The organism is Geodermatophilus sp. SMS 5-13 (assembly GCF_059428245.1).
Window position 1 is genome coordinate 3,871,446 of sequence record NZ_CP165729.1, and the last position, 14,157, is coordinate 3,885,602.

A 14,157-nucleotide genomic window follows, 5' to 3' on the forward strand; every position below is an offset into this window, starting at 1 on the left:
AACCAGGCTGTCGAGAGTCGCGGTCCCCCCGGGGGCCGCGGCTCTCTGCGTCGCCAGCCCGCAGGAGGGCCCAAATACCCTTGGCATCCAAATACCAGTGGTATCCAATCGGTCCGTGCCGACGCGACTGACGCGGGTCCAGCAGGTCGAACGCAACCGTGAGCTGCTGCTGGAGGCCGCCCGCGCGGTCTTCCTGGAGCGGGGGTACACCGGCGCGACGCTGGAGGCGATCGCCGACGAGGCCGGGTTCTCCAAGGGCGTCGTCTACTCGCAGTTCGCTGGCAAGGCCGACATGTTCCTGGCCCTGCTCGCGCAGAGGATCGCCGCGCGCGCCGAGGAGAACGCCCGGCTGGTGCGCGAGCACACCGGGGTGGACGCGCTGCGGGCGCTGCTGCGGGCCAACGCACGGCGCACCTCCGGGGCCGGCGACTGGGCTCGCCTGCTCATCGAGTTCCGGATCGTCGCCGCCCGCGACCCCGCTCTCAACGCCCGCTACGCCGAACTGCACGCACGGGCCCGCTGGCACTTCGCGGCGGCGGTCACCGCCGCCCTGGACAAGGACGGCCTCGCGCCCGTGTACCCACCCGGCGTCTTCGCCCAGCTCGTCTTCGCCGTGGACAGCGGCTCGGTGCTGGAGCACGCAGCCGACCCGGACGCGCTGCCCGTCGAACTGCTCGAGGACCTCCTCGCCCGGCTCGTCGCACCCTCCTGACCCATTCGACACGGGGGCTCGTGACCAAGGGGAACCACCATGCAGGCACCCACCATGTCGTCCTTTCCCGGGCTGCGCACCGCGCTGCAGGCCGCGCTCCTGAGCGGCTACGACGAGCTGATCGCCCGGCTGGCCTGGGACCGGGCCGCCATCCGTCGGCACCAACGGGCGCGCCTGCGCGAGTTGCTGCAGACCGCCGCCGAGGACTCGCCGTTCCACGCCCGGCGGCTGGCCGGCCTCGACCTCGACGCGATAGGCCCGGAGGACCTGTCGGCGCTGCCGGTGATGAGCAAGGCCGAGCTCATGGCGCACTTCGACGACGTCGTCACCGACCGGCGGATCACCCGCGCCGCGGCCGAGGAGGCGCTGGCCGCGGCCGTCGAGGAGCCGGCGGTGATCGGGGACGACGCCCTGGTGATGACCTCCGGCGGGAGTTCGGGCCCGCGTGGGGTGTTCGTCCAGGACCTGGTGGCGCAGCGGCAGTTCCTGGGCTCCCTCTCCCGGGGACTGGTCGCCCGGCTGCGTGCCACCGGCACCCCGCCGGGCGGGCTGCACATCGCGTTCGTGGCCGCCGCCTCGCCCGTGCACGCCACGCGCGCCGCCGCCGACCTGACCGCAGGCGGGGCCCTCCCGTTCCACTTCACCTCGATCCCGGTGACCCTCCCGCTGCCGGAGATGGTCGCGAGGCTCAACGGGCTGCGGCCGCAGGCGCTGTTCGGGTACCCCACGATGCTGGCCCGGCTCGCGTTCGAGCAGCGTTCCGGGCAGCTGAGCATCGCGCCGGTGAGCGTGACCTGCACGAGCGAGACGCTCACGCCCGCGCTCCGAGCGTCCATCCGCGCGGGCTTCGGGGTGCCGGTGATCGACAGCTTCGGCAGCACCGAGGGGCTGACCGGCAGTTCGCTGCCCGACGACCCGGCGATCGTGCTGGCCGAGGACGGCTGCATCGTCGAGCCGGTCGACGAGCACGACCGGCCCGTCCCGCCCGGGACGCCGTCCGCCTCGGTGCTGGTCACCGTGCTGGAGAACCGGCTGCAGCCCCTGATCCGGTACCGGATCACCGACAGCTTCGTCGCGCAGCCCCCGGCGCCGGGGGGCGGACACCTGCGCGCCCTCATCCAGGGGCGCTCGGACGACGTTCTGCGGTTCGGCGACCAGGCGCTGCACCCGCTGGTCGTCCGGTCGGTCCTGGTCCACTCCCCCGAGGTCGTCGACTACCAGGTGCGGCAGACGCCGGACGGCATCGCCGTGAGCGTCCTCGCCCCGAGCGGGGCGGACCTCGGCCGGCTGCGGGACCGGCTCGCCGTGGCGCTGGCCGGCGCGGGTCTGCACGGCGCCGGGGTGAGCGTCGAGGCGGTTCCCGTGCTGACCAGGGACGAGCGGACCGGGAAGCTGCGCCGGTTCGTGCCGCTGGGCTGAGACGCCCCGGACCGCCGGCGGGGCGGCACTCCGGCGCTCATTACGGTGGAGGGCACGATCCCCGCCCGCGAAGGACGCCCCGTGAGCCAGCCCGACCCTTCCGCCACCGCCGCCGAGACCCCCGCACCCAGCCCGTTCCACCGGCTGGCCGACTTCGTCGCGCTGCCCCGCCTCGGCGGCCTGGCCCTCTCGCGGGACGGGCGCCGTCTGGTCGTCTCGGTGCAGACGCTGGACCCGGAGAAGAAGAAGTGGCAGTCGGCGCTGTGGGAGCTCGACCCGGAGGGCCGGCGTCCCGCGCACCGGCTCACGCGCAGCGCGCCGGGTGAGTCCTCGCCGGCCTTCGCGCCCGACGGCTCGCTGCTGTTCACCTCCGCGCGCCCCGACCCGGACGCGGGTGCCGACAAGAACGGTGATCCGAAGGCCGCGCTGTGGAGCCTGCCCCCGGCCGGCGGCGAGGCGCGGCTCGTGCTCTCCCGCGGCGCGGGGCTCGGCGGCTTCGCCGTCGCGGCCGACAGCGGCGACGTCGCCGTCCTCGCCTCGACGATGCCCGGGGCCGGGGACGCCGAGGCCGACGAGGCCCGGCGCAAGGACCGCAAGGACGCCGGCGTCTCGGCGATCCTGCACGAGGGCTACCCGGTGCGCTTCTGGGACCACGACCTGGGGCCCGCCGTGCCGCACGCCTTCTGGCTGGGGCAGGTGCCCGCCGAGGCGGCCGCGGGCCAGGCGCCCGAGCCCGCGCAGCTGCGTGATCTGACCCCGGACGCGGGCGGGCCGAACGGCGCCGGCGAGGAGATCAGCCTCTCCCCCGACGGCGGCCTGCTGGCACGCAGCGACGAGGTCCCCGACGGACCGGCCGGGCGGCGCACCCGGCTGGTGCTCGTCGAGACCGCCACCGGCGAGGCGCGGGTCCTGGTGGACGACCCGCTCGCCGACATCCACAGCGCCCGCTTCTCCCCGGACGGCCGCGCGCTGGTCTGCGTGCGCGAGACCATGTCGACCTACGCCGACCCGCCGGACTACACGCTGCTGCGCGTCGAGGTCGACAGCGGCCGCGCCACCGAGCTGACGGCCGGTTTCGACCGCTGGCCCAGCGCGCCGCAGTTCAGCCCAGACGGGTCGGCGGTCTACTTCCTGGCCGACGACGACGGCCGGCACGCGATCTTCCGCGTCGACGCCGACGGCGGGACGCCGGTGCGGCTCACCGGCGACGGGGCGTACAGCGACCTGCAGGTCGCCCGCGACGGCAGCGCCCTGTACGCGCTGCGCTCGGCCTACGACTCCCCCCCGGCGCCGGTCCGGCTGGACCCGGCCGCCGAGCGGCAGGAGCCCGTCGTCCTCCCCGATCCCGGCACGATCGAGCACCTGCCGGGACGGGTGGAGGAGATCGAGGCCACCGCGCCCGACGGCGCCCGCGTGCAGGGCTGGCTGGTGCTGCCGGAGGGCGCCTCGGCCGAGTCGCCGGCGCCGCTGCTGCTGTGGATCCACGGCGGGCCGCTGATGAGCTGGAACGGCTGGTCGTGGCGCTGGTGCCCCTGGGTGCTGGCCGCCCGTGGCTACGCGGTGCTGCTGCCGAACCCGGCGCTGTCGCAGGGCTTCGGCCAGGACTTCGTCCGGCGCGGCTGGGGCGAGTGGGGCGGCGCTCCCTACACCGACCTGATGGCGGCCGTGGACGTCGTGGAGCAGCGGCCCGACATCGACGAGACCCGGACCGCGGCGATGGGCGGCTCGTTCGGCGGTTACATGGCCAACTGGGTCGCCACGCAGACCGACCGGTTCCGGGCGATCGTGACCCACGCCAGCCTGTGGGACCTCGACGCGTTCACCGGCACCACCGACGCGGCGTACTACTGGGAGAAGGAGTGGGGCGACCCGCTGCGCGAGCCCAAGCGCTACGAGCAGAACTCGCCGCACCGCTTCGCCGACGCGATCCGCACGCCGATGCTGGTCATCCACGGCGACAAGGACTATCGCGTGCCGATCGGCGAGGGGCTGCGCCTCTGGTACGACCTGCAGAAGCGCGGCGTCCCGTCGAAGTTCCTGTACTTCCCGGACGAGAACCACTGGGTGCTCACGCCGGGGAACGCGGCGGTCTGGTACGAGACGGTCATCGCCTTCCTGGCCGAGCACGTGCTGGGTGAGGAGTGGCAGCGCCCCGAGCTGCTCTGAGCGGCCACCGCGCTCACCCGGCGCTGCGCGCGCCATCGAGCCGGCTCACCGTGGCGACGATCATGGCCCGCAGCTCCTCGGGGCGCAGGCACGTGGCCAGGGCCGAGCGGAGCAGCCGGGCCAGCGGGTAGTCCTCGTCGCTGTAGAGCGCGCGCTCGAGGGCGACACCGGCCATGGCGCCGTCCCCGCGCAGCCAGGCGCAGACCGCGAGCAGGGTGGCCGGTGCGGCGGCGAGCATCCACGGTGCCCGTCGGGTGCACTCGGTCCACAGCGCCTCGGCCGCGGTCGCGTCGTCGCCCAGCGCCAGGCCGAGCGCGCGGTCGCGGAGCGCGCTGTGCTGCAGCCCCCAGACGATCTCGGCCACCTCCTGGGGACGGAGCGCGGGCACGAGGCCGTCGGCGCGGCGCTCCCGGACGGCGGTCTCCACGACGGCCCAGGCGTCCTGCTCGACGGCGGCCCAGCCGGCCTCCTTCGCGCGCGCCGAGCGGGTGCGCACCATCTGGAAGGAGGCCTCGCGGACGTCCTCGTGGTCGATCCGGTCCAGGTGCGTGAGCCGGGCCTCGAGCTCCTCGCGGCTCTGGGCGAGCACCTGGCCGGTGGCGACGGAGGCGGCCGCCAGCGCGGACACGCCCTCGGGCAGCGGGGTCCCGGCGGCCGGGGCGCAGCACTCGTACGGGCAGTCGTAGGACCACCAGCGGCCGCGGCGGACGAGGAGGACGTCGCGCACCGGGATGGCCCGCTCCGCGAGGGCCATCACCAGTTCGTGCACGAGGTCGCGGTGCGGCAGGTCCGCCCCGCCGCACCCGTGGGGTTCGTCGTCGGCCTCGGATACGACGGCGACCAGCACGGCGGCCGGATCGTCGGTCGCGACGCCGCGCGCCATGTCCGTCGCCAGCGGCCCGGCGTGCTCCGGCGGCGGGATGTCGGCCCGCACGGTCAGCCCCACGCGCCCACCCGACGGCCCGCCCAGCCCGACGATCACCACCGACTCCTCCGGGCGGAAGCCCAGCAGGTGCGGGAGGCCCGCCGCGACCTCGCCGGGGTCGGAGATCCGCACCACGTACTCGCACTCGTCCATGCCGAGGGAGCCTGGGCACCGGCAGCCGGCCGCGGGCCCGCTCCGGCGGATCTGTGGACGGGGCCGGCGGCTGTGGACGCGCGGCGGCGCCGCAGCTGGGCCGCTGCCTAGCGTCAGGCGTCAGTCGAGCGCGGCCTGCGCGTCGACGGCCTGCCGGAGGAGGTCGGTGAACGTGGTGGGGTCGACGGCGCCGCCGGGGGGCGCCGCCTGGGCGAGGGCGAGCACGCGGTCCCCGTCCTGCACGAGCGCGGCCAGCGCGGTGCCCGACCACGCCTGCCCGTCCGGGCCGGAGGCGTCGACGGCGACGGACACGCCCGCGGCGGGCACACCGCCAGGAAGGGCGGGGAGGTCGAGCGGGGTCACCGTGACGGTCCCCTCGCCGTGCTCGCCCGCGGACACCCGCGCCGACGCGCAGGCCTCGCTCAGCGTGGTGAACCGCCCCACGGCGTCGGCTCCCGCCGGGCGGGCCAGCAGCTCGGCGGTCACCGTGTCCCCGCTCCGGGCGACCTGCGCGGCCGCGTCGGCCACGGCGGCCACCTGCGGGAGCGCCTCGCGCAGGGCCGTCGCGCAGCTGTCGGGGGTGATCTGCACGAAGGCCAGCGCACCGGCCAGGTCGCCCGCGCGGTCCAGCCGGTCGGCGGGCACGGGCATGACCGTGGCGTCCGGCCCGAAGGCCGTGGCGGGCAGCAGGCCGTCGGTCAGGTCCGCGGTGCCCGTGTCGGCGGCCGGAGCGGCGGCGGTCGCCGGGCCGGTGGCGGCGGCCGGGGCGGTCGCCGTCTCGTCGCTGCCGCAGCCGGTCAGGACCGCGCCGGCCAGCAGCCCGGCCCCGAGGAGTCCGGCGGCGCGGCGACGGTGCGCGATGCGGAGCATGGCTGCGACGGTAGGCCGCCCGGCGCCGTCGCGCACCGGCCCCGGGCGCGGGCCCTCAGACCTCGTACTGGACGGCGGTGCGCGCGGCGACGTACGGCTTGACGTGCTCCTCGATCATCGCCAGGTGCGCCGGGTCCTGGGCGTAGCGGAGGTAGGCCTCGGTGTCGGGGAAGTCCGCGACCAGCGCGGTGTCCGCGTTGCCCTCGCGCAGCCCGGCGTCGTCCCCGACGGCGAATGCCGTCATCCCGCCGACCTCCTCGGGCAGCCGGCGCAGCGCGGCGAGCGTGGTCGCCCGGCGCTCCGCGTCGGCGGCGTTGGACCAGGTGAAGAGCACGACGTGGCGCAGCATGTGTCCCAGCCTGTCAGGCGCCGGCCGTCGCGCCTGCGACCGGTCGGTAACAACGCACTCGTTAGAGTCCGCTGCATGGGACGGTCGTTGCGCATTGCACTGCTGTCCTACCGGAGCAAGCCGCACAGCGGGGGCCAGGGCGTGTACGTGCGCGCGCTCTCGCGCGAGCTGGCCGAGCTCGGCCATCGCGTCGAGGTGCTCAGCGGCCAGCCCTATCCCGAGCTCGACGGGATCGCCCTCACGCGGGTCCCGAGCCTCGACCTCTACCGCGAGCCGGATCCGTTCCGGACTCCGCGGCCGTCGGAGTTCCGCGACTGGGTGGACGTCGCCGAGTGGGCGACCATGTGCGCCGCCGGCTTTCCCGAGCCGCTCACGTTCAGCCTGCGCGCCGCCCGCCTGCTGCAGCGCCGCCGGGCGGAGTTCGACGTCGTCCACGACAACCAGTCCCTCGGCTACGGCCTGCTGCGGCTGACCCGCGCGGGCCTGCCCACCGTGGCCACCGTCCACCACCCGATCGCCATCGACCGCGACCTCGAGCTCGCCGCCGCGCCCACCCTGCGCCGCCGGCTGACGCTGCGCCGCTGGTACGCCTTCACCCGCATGCAGGCCCGCGTCGCGCCCCGCCTCGACGGGCTGACCACCGTCTCGGAGAACTCCCGCCGCGACATCGAGACGCACATGCGCGTGCCGGCCGAGGGCATCGAGGTCATCCCGGTCGGCATCGACCCCGACGTCTTCACCCCGCCGCCGCCCGGCCGGCCCCGCGACCCGCAGTCGATCGTCGTCATCACCAGCGCCGACGTGCCGCTCAAGGGGCTGGTCCACCTGCTGGAGGCGGTCGCGAAGCTGCGCACCGAGCGCGCGGTCCGGCTCACCGTCGTCGGCAGCGCCCGGCCGGGCGGGCCCGCGGAGGCGGCGCTGGACCGGCTCGCGCTGCGCGACGCCGTCCGCTTCACCGGCTTCCTCCCCGAGCCCGAGCTCGTCGAGCTGCTGCAGGGCGCCGCCGTGGTGGCGATCCCGTCCCTCTACGAGGGGTTCTCCCTGCCCGCGATCGAGGCGATGGCCTGCGCCACCCCGCTGGTGACCACCGACGCCGGCGCCCTGCCCGAGGTGGTGGGCAGCAAGGCCGGCGTGCGCGTCAAGGCCGGGGACGTCGGCGAGCTCACCGCGGCGCTCGCGCTGGTCCTGGATTCGCCGTCGCTGGGTGAGCAGCTGGGCCGCGCCGGCCGCCGCCGGGTGCTCGAGTCCTACACCTGGCGGGCCACCGCGCAGCGCACCGCCGACTGGTACGCCGAGGTGCTGCGCGCGAAGGGACGCCCGTGCTGACGATCGACTACGACCGGCTCGACGTCCGCCCGGGCATGACCGTGCTCGACCTCGGCTGCGGCGAGGGCCGGCACGCCTTCGAGGCCTTTCGCCGCGGCGCCCACGTGATCGCCGTCGACTGGGGGCAGCACGAGGTCGAGACGACGAAGCGCTGGCTGGGCGCGATCGCCGACGCCGGCGAGGCGCCCGACGGGGCCCGGTTCGAGGTGGTCCGCGGCGACCTGACCGCCCTGCCGTTCCCCGACGCGGGCGTCGACCGGGTGATCGCCTCCGAGGTGCTCGAGCACATCCCCGACGACGGAACCGCGTTCGCCGAGATCGCCCGCGTGCTCGCGCCCGGCGGCCGAACGGCGGTGACCGTGCCGCGCTACGGACCCGAGCGGATCTGCTGGGCGCTCTCCGACGCCTACCACACCAACGAGGGCGGGCACGTCCGCATCTACCGCGGTGACGTGCTGCGGACCCGCCTCGCCGCCGCCGGGCTCGTGCCCGGCGGGAGCCACCACGCGCACGCCCTGCACGCGCCGTTCTGGTGGCTGAAGTGCGCCGTCGGCGTCGACCGCGACACCGCCGCCGTCCGCGCCTATCACCGGCTGCTCGTGTGGGACCTGATGCAGCGCCCCCGGCTGACCCGCGCCGCCGAGAAGGTGCTCGACCCGGTGCTCGGCAAGAGCCTGGTGGTCTACGCGGACAAGCCCGGCATCGCCCGCCCGGCGCGACGGCCGGCCGCGGCGGCGGGCAGCACGGACGCGGAGCGGACCGCTGCGGCCCGCTGACGCCGACCTGCCGGTGCTGCCGGGCGTCCTGACCGGCGAGCAGGTCCGCCGCACCGTCGCGTCGATCGCCGCCGAGCAGCACCGGGACGGCGCTCTGCCGTGGTTCCGCGGCGGCAGCCTCGACGCCTGGGACTCGGTCGAGGCGGCGATGGCGCTCGACGTCGGCGGCGAGCACGCCCGGGCGCGCGCGGCCTACCGGTGGCTGGCCGGGCGTCAGCGCCCGGACGGCTCGTGGGCCGCCGAGTACCGCGACGGCGCGGTCAGCGCGCCGGCCGCCGAGAGCAACCACGCCGGCTACCTCGCGGTCGGCACCTGGCACGGCTGGCTGGTCACCGGCGACGAGGAGCGGGTGACCGAGCTGTGGCCGGCCGTCCGCCGCGGGCTGGACCTGGTCACCCGCATGCAGCTGCCCGGCGGCGCGGTCGGCTGGGCGCTGCGCCCCGACGGAGCGCCCGACGGCACCGCGCTGCTCACCGGCAACGCCAGCCTGTTCCAGGCGCTGCGCTGCGGCATCGCGCTGGCCGGTCTGCTGGACGAGCCGCAGCCGGACTGGGAGCTGGCGGTCACCGACCTCGGCGCCGCCCTGCGCGAGCGCCCCGAGGCCTTCGCCGACCGCTCCCGCTACTCGATGGACTGGTACTACCCGGTGCTCGGCGGCGCGGTCACCGGCGAGGCCGCCCGCGACCGGCTGGCCGCGGACTGGGACCGCTTCGTCGTCCCCGGGCTGGGCGCCCGGTGCGTCGCGGACCGCCCGTGGGTGACCGGCGCGGAGACCTGCGAGCTCGCGCTCGCGCTCGCCGCCGCGGGCCAGCGCGACGCGGCGCTCGAGCAGGTCGCCGCCATGCAGCACCTGCGGCACGACGACGGGTCCTACTGGACGGGGTACGTCTACGCCGACGACACGCGGTGGCCGGTCGAGCGGACGACGTGGACGGCGGCGGCCGTCGTCCTGGCCGCCGACGCCCTGGCCGGGGCGAGCGGCGCCGCGCGGCTGTTCACCGAGCCCGGCGCGCTGCCCGCTCCCGGTGCCCCTGAGGTCACGGAGCGCGCTGATTGGCTGCCGCGGAGGGCGGGCAGAGTTCTGCCGTGAACCCCGATGTCACCGTCGTCGTCGCCAGCCGCAACCGCAGGGACGACCTGCTGACCACCCTGCCCCGGCACGAGGCGCCGGTGATCCTCGTCGACAACGGCTCGACCGACGGCACCGTCGAGGCGGTCCGCGAGGCCCGCCCCGAGGTCACCGTGCTGCCGCTGGGGCGCAACGAGGGCGCCGGGGGGCGCACCCGCGGCGTGGCCGCCGCGGGCACCGAGTTCGTCGCGTTCGCCGACGACGACTCGTGGTGGGCGCCCGGGGACCTGGCCCGGGCGGTGAAGATCATGCGGGCCCACCCGCGCCTGGCGCTGCTCAACGCCCGCATCCTCGTCGGGCCGGAGGAGCGTCTGGACCCGGTGTGCGCCGAGATGGCCGACAGCCCGCTCGGCACCCCGGCGGACCTGCCCGGCCCCGCCCTGCTCGGCTTCGTCGCCTGCGCGGCGCTGGTCCGCACCGAGGCGTTCGAGGCGGTCGGCGGGTTCGACCCGGTCGTGCGCTTCCCCGGCGAGGAGGAGCGGGTGGCCCTGGACCTGGCGGCGGCCGGCTGGGGCATGGCCTACGTCGACGAGGTCACCGTCCACCACCACCCGTCGGTGCGGCGGGACGCCCCCGCCCGCCGGCAGGCGGCCATCTGGCGCAGCCGCGTGCTCACCGGGCTGATGCGCTCCCCCGCGGCCGCGCTGCCCGGCCTGCTGGTGCAGTCGGTGCGCGCCGGCGAGCCCGGGCTGCGCGGCCTGGCCCGCGCCGTCCCCGACGTCCCGGCCGCGCTGCGCCGCCGCCGGGTCGTGCCGCCGGCCGTCTGGGCCGACGTCCAGCGGCTGGCGGGCGCGTGACGGAGGACTCGCGGGTCGCCGTCGTCGTCATCACCCATCAGCGCCGCGACGAACTGCTGCGCACGCTCGCCCTGCTGCGCGCGCTGCCCGAGCGGCCGCACGTCGTCGTCGTGGACAACGGCTCGACCGACGGCACCGCCGACGCCGTCCGGGCGCGCTTTCCCGAGGTCGAGCTGATCGCCAGCCCGGAGAACCTCGGCGCCGTCGGCCGCAATCTCGGGGTCGCCCGGCTGACCACGCCCTACGTCGCCTTCTGCGACGACGACACATGGTGGGAGCCGGGCTCGCTGCGCGCCGCCGCCGACGTCCTCGACGCGCATCCGCGGCTGGCGGTGGTGACCGCGCGCATCGTGGTCGAGCCCGGCGGGCGGGAGGACCCGATCGTGCCGGAGCTGCGCGACTCCCCCGTCCGCGGTGCCGACTGGCTGCCCGGCCCCGCCCTCGGCTCGTTCCTGGCCGGCGCCTCGGTGCTGCGCCGCGAGGCGTTCACCGAGATCGGCGGCTTCTCCGAGCGGCTGTGGCTGGGCGGCGAGGAGGAGCTGATGGCCGGCGACCTGGCCGCCGCCGGCTGGGAGCTGTGCTACCTGCCGCGGCTCACCGTGCACCACCAGGCGAGCCGGTCCCGCGACCCGCACAAGCGGCGCCGGGACGGCATCCGCAACACCCTCTGGACGACGTGGCTGCGCCGGCCGGTGCGCCCGGCGCTGCGCCGCACGCTGGACCTGCTGCGCGCGCTGCCGCGCGACCGGGTCAGCGCGCTGGGCCTGCTCGACGCCGTCCGCGGCGCGCCGTGGGTGCTGCGCGAGCGGCGGGTGCTACCCGCCCACGCCGAGGCCCGGTTCGCCGCGCTGGAGCAGGCGCAGCGGCGGTCCACCGCGCGGAGGTACGTCAGCTAGATCGCGCAGTCGATGCAGGTGCGCGCGGCGGGGCGGGCGGCCAGCCGTTCCGGCGCGATCGGCCGGCCGCAGGTCTCGCAGACGCCGTAGGTGCCGGCCTCCCGGCGGGCGAAGGCGGCATCGATCTCGGCCAGCCGCCGCCGCGCCTGCTCGAGCAGCGCCGCGACCTGCTGGCGCTCGAATGCGATCGTCGCGCCCTCGGGGTCGTGCTCGTCGTCGGCGTTCGACGCCTCCGACGCCGCGACCACCTGGTCGAACTCCCGGGTCAGCGACTCGATGTCGCCCAGGACGGCGGCCCGCTCGGCGTCGAGCCGGTCAGCGTTCACGGCGCAGCACCCGCAGGGATCCGGTGGCGGGCAGCTCCGCGAACGCCCCCGTCGCCAGCACCCGGGTGTAGACGCCGAACGGCGCCTGCCCGCCGTCGGCCGGATCGGGGAAGACGTCGTGGATCGCCAGCGTGCCGCCGATCGCGAGCTTGGCCACCCACGCGTCCTGGTCGCGGCGCGCGGACTCCTCGGTGTGGCTGCCGTCGAGGAACAGCAGGGCCAGCGGCGTCGACCACAGCGGGGCCAGCACCTCCGAGCGGCCGACGACGGCGAGGACGACGTCCTCCGCGCCGGCGTCGGCGATGGTCCGGCGGAACCCCGGCAGGGTGTCGATGCGACCGACGGCCGGGTCGACCAGGGACGGGTCGTGGTACTCCCAGCCGGGCTGGTGCTCCTCGGAGCCGCGGTGGTGGTCGACGGTGACCACCTGGCGGCCCGTCTCGCGGGCGGCGGCGGCGAGGTAGAGCGCCGACTTGCCCATCCAGCTGCCGATCTCCAGGAGCGGCCCGGGGACGGCGACGGCGCGGGCGGCCTCGTAGAGCGCCTGCCCCTCCTCCGCGGGCATGAACCCGGGGGCGGCCTCCGCGGCGGCGAGAAGATCACTCACCGGGCCACCTTCGCACGCAGCGCGGCGAACCCGCGGTCGGCCGTCGCGCCGGCCTCGGTCGACGAGAGCCGGGCGAAGAACGCGCCGACCGCCGTCGTCACCGGTGTCGCGAGCACCAGGCCGATCCCGCCGACCAGCGTGCGGATCACCTCCTCGGCCACGACGTCGCTGGTGAGCACCGTCCCGGCAGGGCGGGTGTAGACCTCGAAGAGCAGCAGCAGCGGCAGCGCCATGCCGGCGTAGGCGAACACGATCGTGTACACGGTCGAGGCGATGTGGTCGCGGCCGATCGCCATCCCGCGGGAGAACAGCTGCCGCCAGCTCATCCCCGGATCGGCCTCGTTGAGCTGCCACACCGCCGAGGCCTGGGTGATCGTCACGTCGTTCAGCACGCCGAGCCCCGCGACGACGACCCCGGCGATGACCAGGCCGGAGAAGTCCAGCGTCGGGTCGTACGCCTGCAGCTGCAGGGTCTCCTCGCTGGAGAAGCCGGTGAGCCGGCTGATCGACACCGCCAGCGCACCGAGCCCGGCGATCAGCACCAGCCCGAACAGGGTCCCGACCAGCGCCGTCGTCGTCCGCGCGGAGAACCCGTGGGCCAGGTACAGGACGACGAACATGATCGCCGAGCACCCGACCAGGGTGACCCAGGTCGGCGAGCCGCCGCCCAGCAGGGCCGGCACCACGAACTGCAGCAGGACGACGAACGCGAAGCCCAGACCGAGCAGCGCGGCGAGCCCGCGCAGCCGGGCCACCGCGCCGACCACCACCGCGAACGCGAGGGCGAGCACCACCATCGGCGTCGTGCGCGCGTAGTCGACGAAGGAGTAGGTCGGGCCCTCGTCGGTGCCGGGGTCGCGCTGGAGGACGATCCCGTCGCCCTCGTCCAGCCCGTAGGCCACCACCTCGGCCGGGACGTCGATCTGGACGAACTCCCCCTCGCTCGCCCCCTCGGTGACCTCGACGACCACGGTCGCGCAGGTCAGCTGCTGGTTGCGGCCGGTCTGGTCGATCACCGAGCAGTCGTAGGGCGTGAGGCCCGAGACGGTGCCGTGGGGGAACGTGGTGCCGGCCGGCACCGCCGACGCGGCGGCCCGCTCGGCGCGGCCGGGATCGCCGCTGGGCCACAGCAGGACCAGGCCGAGCACGGTGGCCAGCCCGACGGGGACGAGCAGGACGAGCATCAGCCGGACGGCGCGGCGCCGACGGGCCAGGGTCTGCTCGTCGGGCGGCGGCGCGTCCGGGTCGGGGCCGTGGCGGTGGTCGTGCGAAGGGGAAGACGGCACCCGGCCAGGCTAGGAGTTGTCCTCCTCCACCACCGGGAAGCGGTGCCAGAGCCCGGCGAGCTGCAGCGGCCGGGCGACGGCGTCCGGCGGCCTGACCAGCACGACCTCGACGGCCCGCGGCTGGCCCAGCTTCTGCAACTGCACCAGGACCGCCACCCCGCCCGAGTTCATGAAGGTGACCCGGGTCAGGCGCAGCTCGATCCGGTGCAGGGGCGCGTGGCTGAGCAGCAGGTCGGTGACCGTGCGCACCAGCGGCCGCCGGGCCACCTCGGTCAGCTCGCCCACCACGGTCACGACCGCGGTGTCGCCCTCCAGGACGGAGGTCACCTGCGGTTCCCCCGGCGCCGGGTGCTCGTCCGGTTGCTTCGGTGCGGTCGTCGGCTCGTCCACGCCCCCTCGGGTAGCCGCCAGGGGTGTCGT

The 14,157-nt window shown here is 76.0% G+C and carries 15 protein-coding genes; 8 read left to right on the forward strand and 7 right to left on the reverse strand.

Features of this window, described 5'->3' with window-relative positions; translation table 11 throughout:
• Positions 1-115: 115 nt before the first annotated feature.
• The 3 genes from AB3388_RS18710 to AB3388_RS18720 all read left to right on the forward strand — a co-directional run bounded on the left by AB3388_RS18710 (position 116) and on the right by AB3388_RS18720 (position 4,297).
• On the forward strand, positions 116-712 hold the full coding sequence (locus AB3388_RS18710; RefSeq protein ID WP_495406818.1) for a TetR/AcrR family transcriptional regulator: 597 nt from the start codon (positions 116-118) through the stop codon (positions 710-712).
• 39 nt (positions 713-751) lie between these two features.
• Complete coding sequence (locus tag AB3388_RS18715; protein ID WP_495406819.1) at positions 752-2,131, forward strand: phenylacetate--CoA ligase family protein; 1,380 nt, start codon at positions 752-754, stop codon at positions 2,129-2,131.
• Between the two features lie 81 nt (positions 2,132-2,212).
• Positions 2,213-4,297 carry a S9 family peptidase gene (locus AB3388_RS18720; protein WP_495406820.1) on the forward strand — a complete coding sequence of 695 codons (2,085 nt, stop codon included), beginning with the start codon at positions 2,213-2,215 and terminating at the stop codon, positions 4,295-4,297.
• A 13-nt stretch (positions 4,298-4,310) separates the two neighbouring features.
• Here AB3388_RS18720 and AB3388_RS18725 read toward each other — a convergent pair whose 3' ends face one another.
• The 3 genes from AB3388_RS18725 to AB3388_RS18735 all read right to left on the reverse strand — a co-directional run bounded on the left by AB3388_RS18725 (position 4,311) and on the right by AB3388_RS18735 (position 6,594).
• Entirely contained in the window at positions 4,311-5,375 is a 1,065-nt protein-coding gene (locus AB3388_RS18725) for a DUF4192 domain-containing protein (RefSeq protein ID WP_495406821.1), read from the reverse strand.
• A gap of 120 nt (positions 5,376-5,495) precedes the next feature.
• Positions 5,496-6,245 (reverse strand): hypothetical protein, encoded by a 750-nt coding sequence (locus tag AB3388_RS18730; protein ID WP_495406822.1) that lies wholly within the window; start codon positions 6,243-6,245, stop codon positions 5,496-5,498.
• 55 nt (positions 6,246-6,300) lie between these two features.
• Entirely contained in the window at positions 6,301-6,594 is a 294-nt protein-coding gene (locus AB3388_RS18735; RefSeq protein ID WP_495406823.1) for a Dabb family protein, read from the reverse strand.
• A gap of 75 nt (positions 6,595-6,669) precedes the next feature.
• Here AB3388_RS18735 and AB3388_RS18740 point away from each other — a divergent pair, with 75 nt between their 5' ends.
• From AB3388_RS18740 to AB3388_RS18760, 5 genes are read left to right on the forward strand one after another with little or no spacing between them, the layout of a single operon-like run.
• Entirely contained in the window at positions 6,670-7,920 is a 1,251-nt protein-coding gene (locus AB3388_RS18740) for a glycosyltransferase family 4 protein (protein ID WP_495406824.1), read from the forward strand.
• On the forward strand, positions 7,914-8,696 hold the full coding sequence (locus AB3388_RS18745; RefSeq protein ID WP_495406825.1) for a class I SAM-dependent methyltransferase: 783 nt from the start codon (positions 7,914-7,916) through the stop codon (positions 8,694-8,696). Before AB3388_RS18740 ends, AB3388_RS18745 begins: the two co-directional genes overlap by 7 nt.
• A gap of 13 nt (positions 8,697-8,709) precedes the next feature.
• Complete coding sequence (locus AB3388_RS18750; RefSeq protein WP_495406826.1) at positions 8,710-9,786, forward strand: prenyltransferase/squalene oxidase repeat-containing protein; 1,077 nt, start codon at positions 8,710-8,712, stop codon at positions 9,784-9,786.
• Positions 9,783-10,622 (forward strand): glycosyltransferase family 2 protein, encoded by an 840-nt coding sequence (locus AB3388_RS18755; RefSeq protein ID WP_495406827.1) that lies wholly within the window; start codon positions 9,783-9,785, stop codon positions 10,620-10,622. The genes AB3388_RS18750 and AB3388_RS18755 overlap by 4 nt, the downstream gene beginning before the upstream one ends.
• Complete coding sequence (locus tag AB3388_RS18760) at positions 10,619-11,518, forward strand: glycosyltransferase family 2 protein (RefSeq protein ID WP_495406828.1); 900 nt, start codon at positions 10,619-10,621, stop codon at positions 11,516-11,518. The genes AB3388_RS18755 and AB3388_RS18760 overlap by 4 nt, the downstream gene beginning before the upstream one ends.
• Here AB3388_RS18760 and AB3388_RS18765 read toward each other — a convergent pair.
• Genes AB3388_RS18765 through AB3388_RS18780 form a run of 4 tightly spaced genes read right to left on the reverse strand, consistent with a single transcriptional unit; the run spans position 11,515 to position 14,127 of the window.
• Positions 11,515-11,844, reverse strand: coding sequence for a TraR/DksA family transcriptional regulator (locus AB3388_RS18765; RefSeq protein ID WP_495406829.1), 330 nt, complete (start codon positions 11,842-11,844; stop codon positions 11,515-11,517). The two genes, AB3388_RS18760 and AB3388_RS18765, sit on opposite strands and share 4 nt — an antisense overlap.
• A complete protein-coding gene (locus AB3388_RS18770) occupies positions 11,834-12,451 on the reverse strand; it encodes a class I SAM-dependent methyltransferase (RefSeq protein WP_495406830.1) in 618 nt (205 codons plus the stop codon). The genes AB3388_RS18765 and AB3388_RS18770 overlap by 11 nt, the downstream gene beginning before the upstream one ends.
• Positions 12,448-13,737, reverse strand: coding sequence for a YibE/F family protein (locus AB3388_RS18775; protein WP_495406831.1), 1,290 nt, complete (start codon positions 13,735-13,737; stop codon positions 12,448-12,450). The genes AB3388_RS18770 and AB3388_RS18775 overlap by 4 nt, the downstream gene beginning before the upstream one ends.
• A gap of 9 nt (positions 13,738-13,746) precedes the next feature.
• A complete protein-coding gene (locus AB3388_RS18780) occupies positions 13,747-14,127 on the reverse strand; it encodes an STAS domain-containing protein (RefSeq protein ID WP_495406832.1) in 381 nt (126 codons plus the stop codon).
• Between the last annotated feature and the right edge of the window lie 30 nt (positions 14,128-14,157).

Bases quoted from the DNA above. Each gene is read 5' to 3' on its own strand.
- AB3388_RS18715 (WP_495406819.1), top strand. From the start codon at position 752: ATGCAGGCACCCACCATGTCGTCCTTTCCCGGGCTGCGCACCGCGCTG.
- AB3388_RS18725 (WP_495406821.1), bottom strand. From the start codon at position 5,375: ATGGACGAGTGCGAGTACGTGGTGCGGATCTCCGACCCCGGCGAGGTC.
- AB3388_RS18730 (WP_495406822.1), bottom strand. From the start codon at position 6,245: ATGCTCCGCATCGCGCACCGTCGCCGCGCCGCCGGACTCCTCGGGGCC.
- AB3388_RS18735 (WP_495406823.1), bottom strand. From the start codon at position 6,594: ATGCTGCGCCACGTCGTGCTCTTCACCTGGTCCAACGCCGCCGACGCG.
- AB3388_RS18740 (WP_495406824.1), top strand. From the start codon at position 6,670: ATGGGACGGTCGTTGCGCATTGCACTGCTGTCCTACCGGAGCAAGCCG.